Source organism: Cellulomonas sp. NPDC089187, from assembly GCF_040685135.1.
GTDB lineage: Bacteria > Actinomycetota > Actinomycetes > Actinomycetales > Cellulomonadaceae > Cellulomonas.
In genome coordinates this window covers 621217-639259 of record NZ_JBFBHI010000002.1, presented here as the reverse complement: position 1 = coordinate 639259, position 18043 = coordinate 621217, and the positions used below count along the sequence as shown (strand labels likewise).

Genomic DNA, 18043 nt, shown 5'->3' with positions numbered 1-18043 from the left:
CGGCGGTGAGGGAAGAAGCAGGGTCGACCGGGGTCAGGCCGGGGCGCGGGTGGTCAGGATGCCTGCCAGGTCGCTGACGACGGAAGGCAAATACTCCTGCACCTCCCCGTGCTGACCGGCGCTGTCCCATCGCACGAAGGTGCTGTGCGCCAGGCTCATCAGGAGTGCGCCCACCAACTGCGTGGTCGCCTCGTCGCATTCGTGGCCAAGCCGCCGCCGGATCAGGTCGGCGGTGTCCTCGTGGTGCTGCTGGATCAGGGAGTAGGCCCGCACCAGCAACTCAGGGTGGCCTTTGGCCAGATCAAACGCCCGGGCCATGCGCTGTTTGCCGAGCGGAGGATGGTCCAGGATCACCCGGACCAGCTCCTGAAGGTCGGCCAGCAGGTCTCCGGTCGGACCACCGTCGGCGAAGACCTCGGCTGCCTCGGGATCGAAGTGCCACGGGGTCAGACCGAGTACTGCGTCGTCCTTCGACTCGAAGTAGTTGAAGAACGTCCGCACACTGCACCCGGCCTCGGCGCTGATCGCCTCCACCGTGACGTGTTCCAGACCGTGCTGGTCTGCGAGCCGGTGGGTGGCGTCGACGAGGGCCTCCAGCCGGGCACGCTTCTTGCGCGCCCGCAGCCCCTCGTCTACTTCTTGCATGGCATGCATTTTTGCACGCGATGCAAGGAATGGACGACCTGGCGGGATGTCTCCCCCGTCACATCAGACCTCGCCGAAGCCCTCGTCAACCGCCCCGATGAACGCGTCCACCGCGGCCCGAGCCTGCGGTCCGGTGGCCGAGAGTGTGAGCACCTGACCCTGGGTGGCCGCCAACTGCATCAGCGCCAGCACACTGGCGGCATTCACCCCGTTGACCTGCACCGATGCATCGAATCCGGCCATCATCCGCGACAACACTGCCGCCGGACGAGCGTGCAGCCCGAGCGGGTTGCGCACCGTGACCTGACCCGTGATCGCTCCGGCGTCCTCGGCCATGGTCGCGGGCTCGGGCTCGTCGGTGACCGCAGCTGGTCGACCAGCGGCCTGTTCGGCGGCGGCACGCACCGCCTCGATCCCCGCGCCACCGGCGGCCTCGACCCCGGCAGCCACCGCGCCCTCGACCAGCGGTGCGTCGGCGATCTGCACCCGGGCGGCGACGTCCTCGTCCAGCAGCTCCAGCACCAGCTCGGTGGTGAGCACCGCCGAGCCGAGGTCGGTCAGCACCAGCACGTGACGGCCGTCCTCGGCGGCGGTCTTGATCGCCTCGGTCACTCGATCCACCGAGGTGCCCAGCCCTTCGGCCGGATCACCCCCCGCCGGGAGGATCAGCACCCCCGGCGCCATCTGGCCAGCCAGGTCTCGAAGCCCGTCGGCGATGGCCGCCGAGTGCGAGACCAGGACCAGGGCCACGCCGGCGCTCATGCCACAGCCTCCGCTGTCTCGGCCGCGGCACCCAGGATGAGCGCGGTAGAGGTCGCCCCCGGGTCCTGGTGCCCCACCGACCGTTCCCCGAGGTACGACGCCCGACCCTTGGTCGCCAGCAACGGGACAGTGGCTCGCGCACCCGACTGCGCCGCCTCGGCCGCGGCCGCCAGGACCGCCGCCGGAGAGGCGTTCTGGTCCGCGGCGGCCACGGCTGCCTCCACGGCGGGGGTCCAGGCATCCACCATCGTCTTCTCCCCTGGTGCGGCCTTGCCCCGAGCCACCACACCCTCCAGAGCGGCCTCCAGCAACGCCACGACCGCGGGACTGTCCAGCTCCGGCACCCCGGTGACCTTGGCGGCACGCAGGTACGCCGTGCCGTACAGCGGACCCGAGGCACCACCGACGGTCGACATCAGGGTGGTGGCGACCAGCTTGAGCACGTCGCCCGGGGTGGCCGGTGGCGCGTCCAACGCGTCGAGCTTGGCCAGCACGGCGGTGAACCCACGGTTCAGGTTCTCCCCGTGATCGCCGTCGCCGATCTGGCGGTCCAGCTCGATCAGCTCCTCGCGGTGCGCGGCCACCAGCTCGGCGGTACGTCGCGTCCACGCCACCGCCCAGTCCACGTCCAGGCTTGCTGCCATGCTCCGTCGCACCTCCGGTCGTCGAACCTGCGTCGTCGATCCTGCTGACTACGGCTGTCGCGTCACCAGTGCAACGCGGGCGTGGTGACCGGCGCGTCCCAAAGCGCGGTCAGCTCGTCGTCCAGCCGGAGCACAGTGACCGAGGCGCCCTGCATCTCCAGTGATGTCACATAGTTGCCGACCAGCGACCGGGCCACGACGACCCCGCGCTGCTCGAGCAGCTTGCGAGCCTGACGATAGACGACGAACAGCTCGCTCTGCGGCGTGCCACCCATCCCGTTGACGAACAGCAGCACCTGCTCGCCCGAGGTCAGCCCCAGGTCCTCGGCCACCGGGTCCAGCAACATCCGGGTGATCTCATCGGCGGGGGCCAGCGGGATGCGGTGTCGGCCAGGCTCACCGTGGATGCCGATGCCGATCTCGATCTCATCGTCCGGCAGGTCGAAGGAGGGCTTTCCGGCGTGCGGGACGGTACAGGCGGTCAGTGCGACGCCCATTGACCGCACGTTGTCGATCACCTTCTGGGCGACCGCCGTCACCGCGTCCAGGTCGTCGCCACGCGCCGCAGCCGCACCGGCGATCTTCTCCACCGCCACGGTCCCGGCCACCCCGCGTCGACCCGCGGTGTACAGCGAGTCCTCCACCGCGACGTCGTCGTTCACGATCACGGTGCGCACGGTGATGTCATCCGCCTCGGCCAGCTCGGCCGCGGTCTCGAAGTTGAGCACATCGCCGGTGTAGTTCTTCACGATGGCGAGCACCCCCGCGCCGGAGTCGGCGACGGCCAACGCCGGGGCGATGGCATCCGGGGTCGGCGAGGTGAACATCGCACCCGGGACGGCGGCGTCCAACATCCCGTCACCGACGAATCCGGCGTGCAGCGGCTCGTGTCCGCTCCCGCCCCCGGAGACCAGTCCGACCTTCCCGGCCACCGCCCCACCGGCCCGGGCCACGAACAGTGGATCGGTATGCATGGTCACCAGGTCGGCGTGGGCGAGCGCGAAGCCCTCCACCGACTCGGCGACCACATTCTGCGGGTCGTTGATGAGCTTCTTCACGGCCGAGTCCTTTCCGCAGGGGGCAGACGGCGTCGTCTGTTCGACCCACATTCGTGCGGCGGGCCCGGCACGTCAAGGAGGAAACGTGCACGGGCGCTGCACATCCGTTCATCCGCGGCCGAAGAGCACCCGCGCCTCCGCCACCAGGACGATGGACCCGGTCACGACCACACCGGCACCCCGTTCCACCGCACCCTCGGCCAGGTCGGAAGCCAGGGTCACGGCGTCGTCCAACCGCTCGCGCACATGTACCCGGTCCTCACCGAAGACGTCCACCGCGACCTCGGCCAGGTCGTCGACCTCCATCGAGCGATCGGAGCCCGCACGGGTGATCACGATCTCGGCCAGCGCGGGCTCCAGGGTCGCCAGGATGTTCTCCGCGTCCTTGTCGCCCATCACACCGATCACACCGACCACCCGCTGGAAGGCAAAGGCCTCGTCCAACGCCGCCACCAGCGACTCCGCACCCGCCGGGTTGTGCGCCCCGTCTACGATCACCGTCGGGCTGCTGCGCACGATCTCCAACCGGCCCGGGGAGTCGACGTCAGCGAAGGCAGCCTCCACCACCCCACCGTCCAGCGCGCCGCCCCCGGCCATCAGCGCCTCGGTGGCGGTCAGCGCAGCCAGGGCGTTGTGCGCCTGGTGCTCGCCGAACAACGGCAAGAACACCTCGGTGTAGACCCCGCCAGTACCGCGCAGAGTCAAGAGCTGCCCGCCGACCGCGACCTGCCGGTCCAGCACCTCGATGTCGACACCCTCGCGGATCACCCGGGCACCCCGTTCGGCTGCCTCGCCGAGAATGACCGCCTCGGCTTCTTCCTGTTGGGTCGACAGGATCAGGGTGGCACCGTCCTTGACGATCCCGGCCTTCTCGCCTGCGATCTCCACCAGGGAATGCCCCAGCCAGCGCTCGTGATCGTGCGCCACCGGGGTGATCACCGCGACCTCGCCGTCCACCACATTGGTGGCATCCCAGCGACCGCCCATGCCGACCTCGATGATCGCCACATCCACCGGAGCATCGGCGAAGGCCGCCAGCGCCATCACCGTGAACACCTCGAAGAAGCTCAGCCCCGGTCGGCCCTGCTCCTGCTCCCGGACGTCCACCATGTGCACGTACGGCGCGACGTCCTGCCAGGTCGCCACGAAGTCCTCATCGCTGATCGGCTCGCCGTCGATGGCGATCCGCTCGGTCACCCGGCTCAGGTGCGGGCTGGTGAACCGTCCGGTCCGCAGGCCGTGCTCACGCACCAGCCGCTCCACCATCCGGGCGGTGGAGGTCTTGCCGTTGGTGCCGGTCACATGCACCACTCGGTACGCGCGCTGCGGGTCGCCCAGCAGCTCGCAGACCTGGCGGACCCGGTCGATGGTCGGGTCGATGTCGTGCTCCGGTCGCCGCTCCAGGATGCCCGCGTAGACCTCGTCGGCCTCCCTGCGCGCCTGGGCGGCCAGCGCCTCGGCATTCGGCTTGCTCATGCGTCCACCTTCGCCACGGTCACGGTCAGCTCGCCAGCGGGGGCGGTCACCACCTCAGTGGCCAGGGTCTCCGCGGCGATGAACTCCTGGTGCGTCAGCACCGCCGGCAGCTCCGCCTCCGGCACGCCCAGGGTCAGCACGATCCGGTCCGAGACCTCCAGGCCAGCGGCCTTGCGGGCATCCTGCACCGCCCGCACCACATCCCGGGCGTAGCCCTCGGCGCGCAGCGCATCATCCAGGCGCAGGTCCAGCACCACGAACCCGCCGCTGGGCAGCACCCCCGCGGCCAGTTCCTCGCCACCGGCGACGTCGATGGTGGTGGTCAGCTCGTACTCGGTCTCCACCAGCGGGACATCGCCCTCGTCGGTGACGACCACCACGCGACCATCAGCGTCCACCGACCAGGCACCCGACTTGGCCGCCTTGATCACCGCCTGCACACCCCGACCCAGACGCGGACCGGCCGCGCGGGCATTCACCGCGAGGTTGCGCCGGATGTCCAACCCGGCCTCCTCCACGGTGGTCATCCGCACCGCCTTGACGTTGAGCTCGGCAGCCAGCAGCCCGGTGAAGGGCTCCAGCGCCGCCGGGTCGGCCACGGCCACCCGCAGCTCGTGCAACGGCTGACGGACCCGCAGGCTGTGCGCCTTGCGCAGACCCAAGGCCGTTGACACCGCCTCGCGGACCGCGTCCACCGCCGCCACCAGGTCATCCGCGGGGGCCAACGCCAGGTCGTCCTCGGAGCCGGTGCCGAGCACAGGCCAGTCGGTCAGGTGCACCGATCGCCCGCCGGTCAGGCCGCGCCAGACCTCCTCGGACAGCAACGGAGCCAGCGGGGCCATCACCCGGGTCAGGGTCTCCAGCGCGGTCCACAGCGTGTTGAACGCCGCGGCGTCCTCCTGCCAGAACCGGTCCCGCTGGGTGCGCACGTACCAGTTGGTCAGCAGGTCCAGGTGCTGACGGACCGACTCGCACGCACCCGGCACGTCGTAGCCGTCCAGTTGCGCGGTGACCTGCTCCACCAGAGTGCGGGTGCGGGCCAGCAGGTAGCGGTCCATCGTGGTCAGCTCGTCGCCCGGGGCCACCCGCCGGGCGTGCACCGGGGTCTTCGCCGCGTTGGCGTACAGCGCGAAGAAGTACCAGGTGCTCCACAGCGGGAGCAGCACCTGGCGCACCTCGGACCGAATGCCCTCCTCGGTGACCACCAGGTTCCCGCCGCGCAGGATCGGCGAGGCCATCAGGAACCAGCGCATGGCGTCGGAGCCGTCCCGGTCGAAGACCTCGGAGACATCCGGGTAGTTGCGCAGCGACTTGGACATCTTGCGACCGTCCGAACCGAGCACGATCCCGTGCGACACGCTGGTCAGGAACGCCGGCTTGTCGAAGAGCGCGGTGGCCAGCACATGCAGCAGGTAGAACCAGCCGCGGGTCTGCCCGATGTACTCCACGATGAAGTCACCCGGGTAGTGATGCTCGAACCAGTCGGTGTTCTCGAAGGGGTAGTGCACCTGCGCGAAGGGCATCGACCCGGAGTCGAACCACACGTCGAAGATGTCCTCGATCCGGCGCATGGTCGACTGCCCGGTCGGGTCGTCCGGGTTCGGCCGGGTCAGCTCGTCGATGTAGGGCCGGTGCAGGTCCGGCTCGCCGTCGTCGTTGCGTGGCAGCCGTCCGAAGTCGGCCTCCAACTCGGCGAAGGAGCCGTAGACGTCGATCCGCGGGTAGGCCGGGTCGTCGCTGATCCAGACCGGGATCGGGGTGCCCCAGAACCGGTTCCGGGAGATCGACCAGTCGCGGGCGTTGGCCAGCCAGTTGCCGAACTGACCCTCCTTGATGTGCTCCGGCACCCAGGTGATCTGCTCGTTGAGCTCGACCATCCGGTCCTTGAAGTCGGTCACCCGCACGAACCAGGAGGACACCGCCTTGTAGATCAGCGGGTTCCGGCAGCGCCAGCAGTGCGGGTAGGAGTGCACGTAAGAGGCCTGGCGCAGCACCCGGCCCTCGGCCTTCAGTCGCTGGCTGATTGGCCGGTTCGCCTCGAAGACCTGCTCCCCGGCGAAGTCCGTCACGAAGGGCAGGAACTTGCCGCCGTCGTCCACACTCAACACCGTCGGGATACCCGCCGCCGCACAGGCCTCGGAGTCGACCTCACCGTAGGCCGGGGCCAGGTGCACCACACCGGTTCCGTCCTCGGTGGTGACGAAGTCGCCCAGCAGCACCTGCCACGCATCGCCCAGGTCATCGCGGTCCGCCAGGTAGTCGAACAGCCGCTGGTACCGCACCCCGGCCAGCTCACGGCCCGGCAGCTCCCGGCCCACCGCGGCCCGCGCCGCCTCAGCGTCCTCGTAGCCCAGATCCTTCGCGTAGCCCGCCAGCAGATCGGCGGCCAGCAGGAAGGGCCCCTCTCCGGCGGAGGTCCCGTTCGGCCCCGCGGGGAGCACCACATAGGTGACATCCGCGCCCACCGCGAGCGCCTGGTTGGTCGGCAGCGTCCACGGCGTCGTCGTCCACGCCAGCGCCGACACCCCGGCCAGTCCCTTCGCCTCCGCCGCCTCCCCGATGAAGGGGAACGAGACCGTCAGCGTCTGGTCCTGGCGGTCCTGATAGACGTCGTCGTCCATCTTCAGCTCGTGGTTGGACAGCGGCGTCTGGTCGTGCCAGCAGTACGGCAGCACCCGGTACCCCTGGTACGCCAGGCCCTTGTCGTAGAGCTGCTTGAACGCCCAGATCACTGACTCCATGAACGTCGGGTCCAGCGTCTTGTAGTCATGCTCGAAGTCCACCCACCGGGCCTGCCGGGTGACGTACTCCTCCCACTCCTTGGTGTACCGCAGCACCGAAGTGCGGCAGGCCTCGTTGAAGGCCTTGATGCCCATCTCCTCGATCTGCGACTTATCCGTGATGCCGAGGATCCGCTCCGCCTCCAGCTCCGCCGGCAGCCCGTGGGTGTCCCACCCGAACCGGCGCTCCACCCGACGACCGCGCTGGGTCTGATAGCGACCCACGATGTCCTTGGCGTACCCGGTCAGCAGGTGCCCGTAGTGCGGCAGCCCATTGGCGAAGGGCGGTCCGTCGTAGAAGACGAACTCGTTCGACCCGTTCTCCCCCGCCGGACGCTGGTCGATCGACGCCTGGAACGTCCCGTCCTGCTGCCAGTACGCCAGGATCTGCTGCTCCAGCGCGGGCAGATCCGGAGAGGCGGGCAGCGCGGTGTTGTCGTCGCGGTGCATCGGGTAGGCCATGACGGCTCACTCCTGTGGTCGGGCGGTTCGGCGGTGTCCCGGGGACGACCCCTCCGACGACTCACGCCGCCGCAGGAACCGCGGTACCACCCCGCTTGCCGAGCACGCCTGGCGACGTGTGCGACCACTTCATGGCGGCTGTGACGGGCCTACCCGTCCGGTTCTACTGGGGACCCGAGAGTCCTGTTCTTCCGGAGGCTCCCCGGTGATGGCCGGATCGGTGCCTATGACGGGTGATGATAGCCGGGTTCGGGCGGCGCGACGCCATCGGCCACATCGGGCCACCCGCGGGGCCATCGACCGTGAGGCAACGGGTCCGCGCCGGTCCAACTCACTGGGTATCGCTTCCCGCGCGCCCACTGTTCCCAGGGCCCGACGACCACCCGCACTCCCCTGGCTCGCAGTCGCCCCGCCGCGTCGGCGATCGCACGCGGCACCAGGCGCATCGCACGCTGATCCGCGGGGCCCTTGAGCAACCGCACCTCGACCTCGCACCCGTACTCGTCGAGGTCGATCGCCTCCGAGCGGAACACCGACCTCTCCTGGATCATGATGTCGGTCAGCGTGACGATCCCGAGCACGGACACCGCATCACGCCACCTGCTGCGGGGCATGCGCGCATCGACGGCGTTCTCGGTGCCCCGGGTGGTGCGAGCGCCGGCATGCCGCATCGCGGAATCGAGCGTGTCCAGGACGACGGAGGGTGGCGCAGTCGCCCAGATCGAACACGCAGGAGTCGCGCAGGGGCGATTCCACGCGCCAACTTCCCCTGACAGTTGCGGGACGACCCGCTCGCCGCCCCGTCGGCTCACGCAGTCACCGGCGGCAGCGCCGACCACGGGAAGGTGATCCACTTGGCCGTCCGCCGCCACACGAAGTCCGGTGCCACGATGGAGTGCGGCTTGCTGTACAGCACCACCGTGCGCGCCTCCTCACAGTGCTGCGCCACGATCTTCTGCACCAGCGCCAGCGTCTCCCCCGTGTCGGCCACATCGTCGACGACCAGCACCCGGCGGCCGATCAGCGCGTCGGTGTCCAGGAACGGCGGCAGCACCTGCGGCTCAGCCAATCGAGCGTCAACCCCGGTGTAGAACTCCACGTTGAGCGCATCACAGGCCTTGAGCCCCAGCGCGTACGACAACGCCCCCGCGGGCAGCAGACCGCCCCGCGCCACCGCGATCACCACATCCGGCTCGAAGCCCGAGTCGACCACCTCACGGGCCAGATCACGGGCCGCCTGCCCGAAGTCGTCCCACGTGAGAATCTCGCGGTCCTCGGGAAGGTCCTGTCCGGCAGCTGCCTCGGCGATGGTCATGGACGCAGCGTAGTGCGGTCCGGCTGGGAGGATGGTGGGCATGAGTTTGGTGCTTCTCGACCTAGACGGCACGCTGACCGACTCCGCGCCGGGGATCCTTGGGTCCATCCGGTCGACCTACGCCGAGCTCGGCATCCCCACCCCATCCGAGGCCGAGCTGCGCGGGTTCGTGGGTCCGCCGCTGGGCGAGAACCTGCTCGGGCACGGCGTCCCGGCCGAGCGACTGGACCAGGCCATCGCGACCTACCGGCGGTTCTACGCCACCGGGATGTTCGACAACGCGGTGTACCCGGGAATCCCGGAGGCGCTGGCCGCGCTGCGGGACGCCGGGGCACGACTGGTGGTAGCGACCTCCAAGCCGGAGCCGTTTGCGGTGCGGATCTGCGCACACCTCGACCTGACCCGGCGGGTGGATGCCATCGCGGGGGCGTCGATGGACGGGCGGCGGGGCACGAAGTCGCAGGTGGTGGCCCGGGCACTGTCGATAGCGGGGCTGGACGCCGCCGGACCGCGGATCATGGTCGGTGACCGCGAGCACGACGTGCACGGAGCGGGTGAACACGGCATCGGCACCGTCGGTGCCGGGTGGGGGTACGCCGAGCCCGGGGAGTTGGTGACAGCCGGGGCTGTGGAGGTGGTCGCTGAGCCCTCCGGGTTGGCGCAGGCGGTGCTCACCCGACTCGGCTAGCGTCGGAACCTCCGAGCGAGGGGGCTCCCATGGCCGAGGTGGTCTGTGATCTGGCGGTGTCGCTGGACGGATTCGTCGCGGGTCCGAGACAGGACATCGATCACCCCTTGGGTGTCGGCGGGGAGGCGGTACACCGCTGGCAATTCGAGGCTGCAGAGGAGAACGCGGCCGAGCTGACGGCCATCGTGTCCAGTGGGGCCTACGTGATGGGCCGGAACATGTTCGGCCCGGTGCGCGGGCCGTGGGAGTCAGCCGCGCCCTGGGACGGCTGGTGGGGTCCGGTGCCGCCGTACCACGGGCCGGTGTTCGTGCTCACCCATCATGCGCGGCCGGATCTGGAACTGGACGGCACGACTTTCCACTTTGTTACCGGTGGCGCGAGGGAAGCACTGGACCGTGCCCGTGCGGCGGCCGGGGAGCGGGATGTGTCGGTGTGCGGCGGGGCGTCGACGGTGCGGCAGCTGATCGGGGAGATCGATGAGTTGCGCCTGCATGTGGCACCGGTACTGCTCGGGGCCGGTGAGCGGTTGTTCGACGGGGTGACGTCGGTAGATCTGGTGCCGGTGGCTGCGCGGGCGACGGATCTGGTGCTGCACACCACGTACCGGCGGCATGCGACACGACCGAGGTGATAACCGCGTTTGGTCAAACCTAGGAGTCACAGATCGGTGCCCGAGCGCACCCGCCAGGGAGTCCACCCGTCCACGCACTTGACAGGCGGAGTTGGACCCAGCCCAGTGGGAGCATGCGCACGCCACACCTAAAGACTTTCCGCCCAATCCGCCTTGTTCGCCCTATTCTCCTGGCCATCCTGCTTCTCGCTGGCTACCCTCTCTTCGCCTTGGAAGCCAGCATGAGGGGGAACGATGTCCCGCCCGGTTGATTGGCATGTGGTGGGGTTGTGGTCTGATCCGACTCCGGGTGATGCGTGGGGTGTTCGCCAGGTCGCGCGGGTGTATGCCGATACCGCGACAGCGGCGTCGCAGACGCTGCAGTTGGTGCGTGCGGTGCAGTCCTCTGCTGGTACCGGGATATGGCACGGGCAGGCCGGGGACACGTTCCGCACACAGATGGAAGATTTTCCCGAGCAGATTCAGGCATGCGAGACCTCGTACCAGAGCGCACGTGATGCGATGAACTGGTGGGCAGGCCGCCTCGAAGACCACCAAGCAAGCGCGGACCGCGGACTGGAACAGGCCCGCGCAGCCGACAACGACCTGCGCGCGGCCCAAGCAGCACTACAGACCGCGATCACCCACGCCCAACAGGCCAGCTCAACACTGTCCACCATCGAACGAGACGCGGTCCGCTACCGCAACGCTGACCCCTCGAGCGCGAACCAACCCCCCACGCCAGCACAGATCTCCCGGGCCCAACGCGCGAGCAACGACGCCGCCGCCGCTCAACGCACCGCCTCAGCCAACGTCGATCAGGCCCAGGCGCGCCTGGACGCCGCCAGCAGGCTGGTCGCTGAAGCCGCCGCCGCCTACGACACCGACGCCCACACCACCATCAGCAAGCTCGACCACGCTCACGACCAAGCCCTGGCCGAGAACAGCATCTGGGACAAGATCCGCACCTCAGGAGCCTGGCAAGCCCTGATCACCATCGCCACCATCGTCGTGGTCATCGCCGCGATCGCCGCGTTCTTCCTCACCGGCCCCATCGCCCTGATCGCCGGGATCATCGCCACCGTCGCCGGAGCCCTCCTCGCGATCAACGACGTCCTCGAATGGCAAGCAGGAAACCAATCCGGCTGGCAAGCACTCCTCTCCGTCGTACTCACCGTCATCCCCGGCGGCATCCTGCTCAAAGCCGCACGCGGCGGCATCAACCTCGCCACCCGCATCGGCCTACGCCTGGCACCCAACCTCACCACCACCATCACCACCGCACTACGATCCGCAACCACCACCCTCACCGCAGGCATCAACCGCATCCACCACTTCACCACCCCACTATCAACACGCATCAACACACACCTCCCAGGAACCAACCCCTACACGGGCAACCACCTCTACACCGGCGGAGCAATACGACCACGACCGCGGCTAGAATCAGACCAGTTTTCATGGGCAGAAGACATTTATGACAGTCTTAGATCGGATAAATCTCTGGCCGAGAACATAGCTGCCCATATCGGCTTTGACGTAGCCGAAGTTCGATCTGGGCTAAATAACGTTCTCGTTGATTTTCACCGATTGCACGGAGGTGCATATGGCCCGGAGATTATTTCCCGATTTGACGCGGATCCCGATATTGCCGAGGCATTCATTCGCCTATCCAACGGGACTCCGCATGCCTCAGACCTCGTTCTGATGCGGCACGAGATCGCCGAGGCGGCGTACTGGCAAACGCACCCGAACGCGCACTATAATGAAGCACACGCATATGCTCAGACGATTGCAGACTGGGTAGCAGCCAAGAAATAGTTCGCCCATTTCAACAAGGAGCTAGGTGTGGCATACAGCGCTTTTGCAAGACTGATCGACTCATCAGGAAATGAATCCTGGTACGACTGCGGGGTGACGGAAGACGGTCCTGAGCGAGGCGTTCTTCATCTACAATTTGTCGATGATGTATTTCCGGAATGGGAAGACGGTCGGCCTATTGACATGATTGCGCGCGCCGTTGCGCGCCGCGCCGGTCACGCATTCAAGACAACGGGCGCATGGCCCGAGAATGCGTCTTTTATGGCTTGATTCTGACCAATAAATGCTCATTTTTTAGTCGCAAATGGTGAGCTTCGAATCCTGTCGAACACCCCTGTTGGACGCTACCCGAAAGCGCACGGCATGCGGATGTCACGGTGAGCGGCCACTTCCTCTTATTTCGTACAAGACCCCCGGAGAGAAGATCGTGGCAATTCGCGCATTTGCGGTTTTGATTGAAGCATCAGGCAACAGCGCGCGCTATGACTGTGGAATCGAGGAAGGGGGGCCCGAGCGCGGCATCCTCAGCCTCCGATTCGATCCAGAATTAGTAGTGGAGTGGGAAGACGGGCGTCCGCTTGATCTCATGGGGAGAAATATTGCCGGCAGAGCCGGCCGCCTGTTCCGTCAGAGTGGAAACTGGCCCGATAATGCGTCGATTCAGTCTTGATAGTTAGAACGAATCTAGATTTGGGTACGGGGCGGCTGACTTCACCCTCGTAGCCAGCAACATTTTCCCAAACCCTAGAGCCCCGCTGTGAATGCGTCTTTATAAGGCAGCGGGCGCGCACTTCTCTGTCTCGCCCTTTCGGGAGACTCGCTGCCCAAGAGTGATAGACTCTTAAGGAACGCCCAATTTATGGCTCCGCGGGGGTCGATTTTGACTTTTCACGGTAGCGCCAGCCGGATGAGCGGGGGCGACTACACTCATACTGTCCGCCGAACGTGTGAAACATCAATCCACACATATACCCTTCGGGAATAGTTTGAACTGCGACGCAAAATGTCGACATTCGAATGGTCGAGCCGCGTGGACACCGAACTAGCTCACTTGTTTCAATGGAACGCACTCAGCCCCTCGCCGTCTGGGTGTTCGACACCTGCGCCCGCGGCCGCACCACCAGCGTGTCGATGTTCACGTGATGCGGCCGACTCAGCGCGAAGGCAATCACGTCCGCAATATCGTCAGCCACCAAAGGCTGGTACCCCGCGTACACCGCCGCCGCCCGCTCCGCGTCCCCACCGAACCGGTTGAGCGAGAACTCCTCGGTGGCCACTGCACCGGGCTCGATGTCGATCACCCGCACCGGCTGCCCGATGAGTTCCAGACGCAGCGTGGTGGTGAGCATCCGCTCGGCGTGCTTGACCCCGGTGTACCCCGCGCCGTTCTCATAGGGACCGAGTGCAGCGGTCGAGGTCACGACCAGCACGTCACCCCGGCCGGAGGCGATCAGTTGGGGCAGCAGCGCCTGGGTGACCCGCAGGGTGCCGAGCACGTTGATGTCGTACATCCGCTGCCAGTCGTCGGGGTTCGCCTCAGCGACTGGTTCCAGGCCGAAGGCTCCGCCGGCGTTGTTGACCAGGGTGGTGAGGCCGCCGGTGGCCTGGACGTGTGCGGCGAGCCGGTTAACGTCCTCCTGGACGGTGAGGTCGGCGGTGAAGGGCTCGGCACCGGTCTGGTCGGCGAGGTCGGCCAGGCGGTCCGCGCGGCGGGCGACGGCGAGCACCTGCCAGCCCTCGGCCCGCAGTCGGCGGACGGTGGCGGCACCGATCCCGGAGGAGGCTCCGGTGACGACGGCGCGCGGGGTGGGAGTGCTGGTCATGACGGAGGCCTTCCTGGGATGGGTGGAACGGGTCGACCCTACGACCGCGCTGTCCCCGGCGTAGGCTGGCCCGCGGACCGAGCCGGGTTGTGGTTCGGATGCCGCCGCCCGGTGAGTGGGCGACGCGAGGGGACGCGGTTTTGCGTCCCGCCCTCCTGCACCCCGCCGCGTCCCCCCTGGGAGTCCCTTCCGTGCGTATTCGCCCGGTCCTCGCTGTCCTGCCCCTGCTCGCGCTGACCGCGTGCGGGTCCAGCGCCGCGGACACCCCGTCCACCCCGACTACCGCTGGGGCATTCACCCCCATCACCGTCGACAACTGCGGCACGGAGGTCACTGTCGAGGCCCCGCCCGAGCGGATCGTGACGATCAAGTCCACCGCGACCGAGATGCTGCTGAGCCTCGGCCTGGCGGACCGGATGGTGGGCACCGCGTTCTCCGACGGTCCGCTGCCGGACGATCTGGCCGACGCGGCGGCGCAGGTGCCGGTGCTGTCGGAGCAGGTGCCGGGGCAGGAGGCGTTGCTGGCGGCGCAGCCGGACTTCGTTTACGCCGGGTGGGAGTCGAACTTCAGCGCCGACGGCGCCGGTGACCGCGACACGCTGCAGCAGCTCGGGATCGGTACCTACGTCTCCCCCGCTGCGTGCAAGGAGGCGGGGTACATGCCCGACCCGTTGACCTTCGACGGGTTGTTCGAGGAGTTCCGGGAGACCGGGGCGCTGTTCGGGGTGCAGGACCGTGCGGAGGAACTGATCGCCGATCAGCGGGCCACGCTGGATGACGTGACTCCGGCGCAGGAGGGCACCACTGCGCTCTGGTACTCCTCCGGCACCGACACCCCGTATGTGGGGGCCGGGATCGGGTCGCCGCAGATGATCATGGACGCGGCGGGGCTCACCAACATCTTCGCCGACGTGCACGACACCTGGACCTCCGCGGGCTGGGAGCAGATCGTGGCAGCCGACCCGGATGTGATCGTGCTGGTCGACGCCGACTGGAACACCGCGCAGTCCAAGATCGACCTGCTGGAGTCGAACCCGGCTACTGCCCAGCTGACCGCCGTGCAGCAGCACCGCTACCTGACGCTGCCCTTCCCGGCCACCGAGGCGGGGGTGCGCAACGTGGACGCCGTGGTGTCGCTGACCGAGCAGCTGGCGGAGCTGAACGACTGAGATGACCGCCCTCGCCCCCGTCGACCCGGCACCGGTGCGCCGCCGTGCGCCGCTGTCCGTGGTGCTCCCGCTCGGGGTGCTGCTGCTGGTGTTGACGGTGGCGGTGTGCATCACCATTGGCCCGGCGGATCTGGGGGTGGGCGATGTGGTGCGGTCCATCGGCGGTCACCTGGGGTGGGGGCCCGGTCTGCCGGTGCTGCCCGATGCCATCGTGTGGGAGCTGCGTCTGCCCCGGGTGCTCACTGCTGCGGCAGTGGGTGCGGGCCTGGCGTTGTCCGGCGCGGTGATGCAGTCGTTGACCCGCAACCCGCTCGCCGACCCTTACCTGTTGGGGCTGTCCTCCGGTGCGTCGATGGGTGCGGTGGCGGTGCTGATCCTGGGGGTGTCGCTGCTGCTGCCGGTGACCGCTTTTGTCGGGGCGCTGGCGGCGTTGGTCGCCACGCTGTCGCTGGCCCGGGTCGGCGGCACACTCACCCCGGGGCGTGCGGTACTGGCCGGGCTGGCGGTGTCGCAGCTGGCGGCGGCGGGCACCTCCTTCGTGATCTTCTGGTCGGCCACCGGGGACTCCTACCGGGAGATCCTGAACTGGCTGCTGGGGTCGTTGGCCGGGTCGACCTGGCGCAGTGTGGCCATCGCCGGGGTGGCGCTGCTCGTGGTGGGGACGGTGTTGATCGCCTCGGCGACCCGGTTGGATGCCTTCGCCTTCGGCGACACCGCGGCGTCAGCACTCGGCATCGACGTCGACCGGACTCGCTGGGTGTTGATGACCCTGGTGGCACTGTTGACGGGGGCGATGGTGGCGGTGTCCGGGGCGATCGGATTCGTCGGGCTGGTGCTGCCGCATGCGGTGTCCGCGCTGACCGGGCCGACCCACCATCGACTGCTGCCGGTGGTGGCGGTCACCGGGGCGATCTTCCTGGTGTGGGCGGACACCCTGGCCCGGACGATCTTCGACCCGCGGGAGTTGCCGGTGGGGATCGTGACCGCGCTGATCGGTGTGCCGGTGTTCGCGGTGCTGCTGCGTCGCCGGAGGGGGAACGCATGGACCTGAGCATCGCGGGTGCCGGGGTGCGCCTGGGCGGACGGTGGGTGGTCGACGGCGTGACGGCGACTCCCCCGCCAGGAGCGCTGACCGGTCTGCTCGGCCCGAATGGGGCGGGCAAGTCGACACTGCTGCGGATGATCGCCGGACTGCTCACCCCGGAGACCGGCACCGTGCTGATCGACGGGGCCGACGTGCACGACCTGCCCCGCCGGGAGCGCGCCCGACGCCTCGCACTGTTGGAGCAGGAGTCCAGCTCCACCGTGCCCTTGACGGTCCGGGAGGTGGTCGAACTCGGCCGCATCCCGTACCGGACCCTGTGGGGCACGGACACCGCCGCGTCGGATGCCACCGAGCGCGCGCTGGTCGCCGCCGGGGCCGCGCATCTGGCCGACCGGTCCTGGGACGCGCTGTCCGGCGGTGAGCGCCAGCGGGTGCACATCGCCCGGGCGTTGGCGCAGGAGCCCGATCTGTTGCTGTTGGACGAGCCGACCAACCACCTGGACGTCGCCGCTCAACTATCCCTGCTGCGTTTTGTCCGGGATCTGGGCTGGACGACGGTCGCCGCGCTGCACGACCTCAACCTGGCCGCCGCCTACTGCGATCACGTGCTGGTGCTGTCCCAGGGGGTGCTGGTGGCTGCCGGGGACCCCCGGGATGTGCTCACCCCGGAGTTAGTCGCCCGGGTCTACGGGGTGGACTGTGAGGTGCTCACCCATCCCGGCACCGGCCGTCCGGTGATCGCCTTCGGCGACGCGCCCGCTGTCATCCGTGAAGGAGTCCGATGAAGGTCACCGTGCTGTCCGGCGGCGTCGGAGGTGCCCGCTTCACCCGCGGGCTGCTCGCGCATCTGGCCGAGTCCGCGCCCGGGTCGCAGATCACCGTGATCGCCAACACCGGCGACGACATGTGGTTGCACGGCGTCCGGGTCTGCCCGGACCTGGACACCCTGATGTACACCCTGGGCGGTGCGGTCCATGAGCAGCAGGGCTGGGGCCGACGCGAGGAATCGTCGCGGGTGTCACAGGATCTGGCCGCCTACGGCGTGGGCTGGGACTGGTTCACCCTCGGCGACCTGGATCTGGCGACGCACCTGGCCCGCACCCAGTGGCTGCGCGAGGGGCTGAGCCTGACCGAGACCACGGCGCGGCTGTGTGAGCGGTGGCGGCTGGCCGATCAGGGTGTGCGACTGCTGCCGATGTCCGACCAGCCGGTGGAAACCCACGTGCGGGTCGACGACGGGCTGATCCACTTTGAGGAGTGGTGGGTCCGGCACCGGGCGGCGCTGCCCGCGCGGGAGTTCGTGCAGGTGGGGCTGGCACAGGCCGAGCCCGCGCCGGGTGTGCTGGAGGCGATCGGGGAAGCGGATGCGGTGCTGCTGCCGCCGTCCAACCCGGTGGTGTCGGTGGGCACGATCCTGGCCGTCCCCGGAGTCCGTGATGCCCTGACCACGACCCCGGCACCGGTGGTAGGCATCTCCCCGATCATCGGCGGTGCCGCGGTGCGCGGGATGGCCGCCGAGTGCCTGGCCACGATCGGGGTCGCCGCGAGCGCCGAGGCGGTGGCCCGGCACTACGGGCGACGGGCCACCGGCGGGGTTCTGGACGGCTGGCTGGTCGACACCGCCGACGCCGAGGCTGCGGAGAAGCTGGCCGCCGACGGCTGGCGCACCGCGGTGACCGACACCCTGATGCGCGATGTCCCGCACACGGCCCGGATCGCGGCGACGCTGCTGAATCTGGTCTGA

17 protein-coding genes are annotated in these 18043 nt (G+C 68.6%); 8 read left to right on the top strand and 9 right to left on the bottom strand.

Going from position 1 to position 18043, the window contains the following annotated elements; translation table 11 throughout:
• Positions 1-33: 33 nt before the first annotated feature.
• From AB0N78_RS07325 to AB0N78_RS07290, 8 genes are all read right to left on the bottom strand, one after another.
• Complete coding sequence (locus tag AB0N78_RS07325; RefSeq protein WP_363387717.1) at positions 34-645, bottom strand: TetR/AcrR family transcriptional regulator; 612 nt, start codon at positions 643-645, stop codon at positions 34-36.
• A 63-nt stretch (positions 646-708) separates the two neighbouring features.
• The gene (gene dhaM / locus AB0N78_RS07320) at positions 709-1407 is read right to left on the bottom strand and encodes a dihydroxyacetone kinase phosphoryl donor subunit DhaM (RefSeq protein WP_363387715.1); all 699 of its coding nucleotides are present in this window, start codon (positions 1405-1407) and stop codon (positions 709-711) included.
• Entirely contained in the window at positions 1404-2051 is a 648-nt protein-coding gene (gene dhaL / locus AB0N78_RS07315; RefSeq protein ID WP_363387712.1) for a dihydroxyacetone kinase subunit DhaL, read from the bottom strand. The genes dhaM and dhaL overlap by 4 nt, the downstream gene beginning before the upstream one ends.
• A gap of 62 nt (positions 2052-2113) precedes the next feature.
• Positions 2114-3109, bottom strand: coding sequence for a dihydroxyacetone kinase subunit DhaK (gene dhaK / locus AB0N78_RS07310; RefSeq protein ID WP_363387709.1), 996 nt, complete (start codon positions 3107-3109; stop codon positions 2114-2116).
• A 108-nt stretch (positions 3110-3217) separates the two neighbouring features.
• A complete protein-coding gene (locus tag AB0N78_RS07305) occupies positions 3218-4585 on the bottom strand; it encodes a folylpolyglutamate synthase/dihydrofolate synthase family protein (protein WP_363387706.1) in 1368 nt (455 codons plus the stop codon).
• Positions 4582-7827: an isoleucine--tRNA ligase gene (gene ileS, locus AB0N78_RS07300; RefSeq protein WP_363387703.1), complete on the bottom strand. Its 3246-nt coding sequence runs from the start codon at positions 7825-7827 to the stop codon at positions 4582-4584. The genes AB0N78_RS07305 and ileS overlap by 4 nt, the downstream gene beginning before the upstream one ends.
• Before the next feature lie 224 nt (positions 7828-8051).
• Entirely contained in the window at positions 8052-8441 is a 390-nt protein-coding gene (locus tag AB0N78_RS07295) for a hypothetical protein (RefSeq protein WP_363387700.1), read from the bottom strand.
• A 194-nt stretch (positions 8442-8635) separates the two neighbouring features.
• Positions 8636-9142, bottom strand: a complete 507-nt coding sequence (locus AB0N78_RS07290) for a phosphoribosyltransferase (protein WP_363387698.1) — start codon at positions 9140-9142, stop codon at positions 8636-8638.
• Between the two features lie 40 nt (positions 9143-9182).
• Here AB0N78_RS07290 and AB0N78_RS07285 point away from each other — a divergent pair, with 40 nt between their 5' ends.
• The 4 genes from AB0N78_RS07285 to AB0N78_RS07270 all read left to right on the top strand — a co-directional run bounded on the left by AB0N78_RS07285 (position 9183) and on the right by AB0N78_RS07270 (position 12532).
• The gene (locus AB0N78_RS07285) at positions 9183-9830 is read left to right on the top strand and encodes an HAD hydrolase-like protein (protein ID WP_363387696.1); all 648 of its coding nucleotides are present in this window, start codon (positions 9183-9185) and stop codon (positions 9828-9830) included.
• Between the two features lie 29 nt (positions 9831-9859).
• Positions 9860-10462, top strand: coding sequence for a dihydrofolate reductase family protein (locus tag AB0N78_RS07280; RefSeq protein ID WP_363387693.1), 603 nt, complete (start codon positions 9860-9862; stop codon positions 10460-10462).
• 234 nt (positions 10463-10696) lie between these two features.
• Positions 10697-12262 carry a WXG100 family type VII secretion target gene (locus tag AB0N78_RS07275; protein ID WP_363387690.1) on the top strand — a complete coding sequence of 522 codons (1566 nt, stop codon included), beginning with the start codon at positions 10697-10699 and terminating at the stop codon, positions 12260-12262.
• Between the two features lie 27 nt (positions 12263-12289).
• Complete coding sequence (locus AB0N78_RS07270; RefSeq protein ID WP_363387687.1) at positions 12290-12532, top strand: hypothetical protein; 243 nt, start codon at positions 12290-12292, stop codon at positions 12530-12532.
• Positions 12533-13332: 800 nt separating this feature from the next.
• On the opposite strand, the gene AB0N78_RS07265 is transcribed toward AB0N78_RS07270, so the two are convergent.
• Positions 13333-14085, bottom strand: a complete 753-nt coding sequence (locus AB0N78_RS07265) for an SDR family oxidoreductase (RefSeq protein WP_363387684.1) — start codon at positions 14083-14085, stop codon at positions 13333-13335.
• 191 nt (positions 14086-14276) lie between these two features.
• On the opposite strand from AB0N78_RS07265, the gene AB0N78_RS07260 reads away from it, so the two are divergent.
• From AB0N78_RS07260 to cofD, 4 genes are read left to right on the top strand one after another with little or no spacing between them, the layout of a single operon-like run.
• The gene (locus AB0N78_RS07260) at positions 14277-15254 is read left to right on the top strand and encodes a putative F420-0 ABC transporter substrate-binding protein (RefSeq protein WP_363387681.1); all 978 of its coding nucleotides are present in this window, start codon (positions 14277-14279) and stop codon (positions 15252-15254) included.
• A gap of 1 nt (position 15255) precedes the next feature.
• Complete coding sequence (locus tag AB0N78_RS07255) at positions 15256-16305, top strand: putative F420-0 ABC transporter permease subunit (protein ID WP_363387678.1); 1050 nt, start codon at positions 15256-15258, stop codon at positions 16303-16305.
• Entirely contained in the window at positions 16296-17084 is a 789-nt protein-coding gene (locus tag AB0N78_RS07250) for a putative F420-0 ABC transporter ATP-binding protein (protein WP_363387676.1), read from the top strand. The genes AB0N78_RS07255 and AB0N78_RS07250 overlap by 10 nt, the downstream gene beginning before the upstream one ends.
• Entirely contained in the window at positions 17081-18043 is a 963-nt protein-coding gene (cofD, locus tag AB0N78_RS07245; RefSeq protein WP_363387673.1) for a 2-phospho-L-lactate transferase, read from the top strand. The genes AB0N78_RS07250 and cofD overlap by 4 nt, the downstream gene beginning before the upstream one ends.

Bases quoted from the DNA above. Each gene is read 5' to 3' on its own strand.
- AB0N78_RS07325 (WP_363387717.1), bottom strand. From the start codon at position 645: ATGCAAGAAGTAGACGAGGGGCTGCGGGCGCGCAAGAAGCGTGCCCGG.
- dhaM (WP_363387715.1), bottom strand. From the start codon at position 1,407: ATGAGCGCCGGCGTGGCCCTGGTCCTGGTCTCGCACTCGGCGGCCATC.
- dhaL (WP_363387712.1), bottom strand. From the start codon at position 2,051: ATGGCAGCAAGCCTGGACGTGGACTGGGCGGTGGCGTGGACGCGACGT.
- AB0N78_RS07305 (WP_363387706.1), bottom strand. From the start codon at position 4,585: ATGAGCAAGCCGAATGCCGAGGCGCTGGCCGCCCAGGCGCGCAGGGAG.
- ileS (WP_363387703.1), bottom strand. From the start codon at position 7,827: ATGGCCTACCCGATGCACCGCGACGACAACACCGCGCTGCCCGCCTCT.
- AB0N78_RS07295 (WP_363387700.1), bottom strand. From the start codon at position 8,441: ATGCCCCGCAGCAGGTGGCGTGATGCGGTGTCCGTGCTCGGGATCGTC.
- AB0N78_RS07290 (WP_363387698.1), bottom strand. From the start codon at position 9,142: ATGACCATCGCCGAGGCAGCTGCCGGACAGGACCTTCCCGAGGACCGC.
- AB0N78_RS07285 (WP_363387696.1), top strand. From the start codon at position 9,183: ATGAGTTTGGTGCTTCTCGACCTAGACGGCACGCTGACCGACTCCGCG.
- AB0N78_RS07280 (WP_363387693.1), top strand. From the start codon at position 9,860: ATGGCCGAGGTGGTCTGTGATCTGGCGGTGTCGCTGGACGGATTCGTC.
- AB0N78_RS07275 (WP_363387690.1), top strand. From the start codon at position 10,697: ATGTCCCGCCCGGTTGATTGGCATGTGGTGGGGTTGTGGTCTGATCCG.
- AB0N78_RS07265 (WP_363387684.1), bottom strand. From the start codon at position 14,085: ATGACCAGCACTCCCACCCCGCGCGCCGTCGTCACCGGAGCCTCCTCC.
- AB0N78_RS07255 (WP_363387678.1), top strand. From the start codon at position 15,256: ATGACCGCCCTCGCCCCCGTCGACCCGGCACCGGTGCGCCGCCGTGCG.
- AB0N78_RS07250 (WP_363387676.1), top strand. From the start codon at position 16,296: ATGGACCTGAGCATCGCGGGTGCCGGGGTGCGCCTGGGCGGACGGTGG.
- cofD (WP_363387673.1), top strand. From the start codon at position 17,081: ATGAAGGTCACCGTGCTGTCCGGCGGCGTCGGAGGTGCCCGCTTCACC.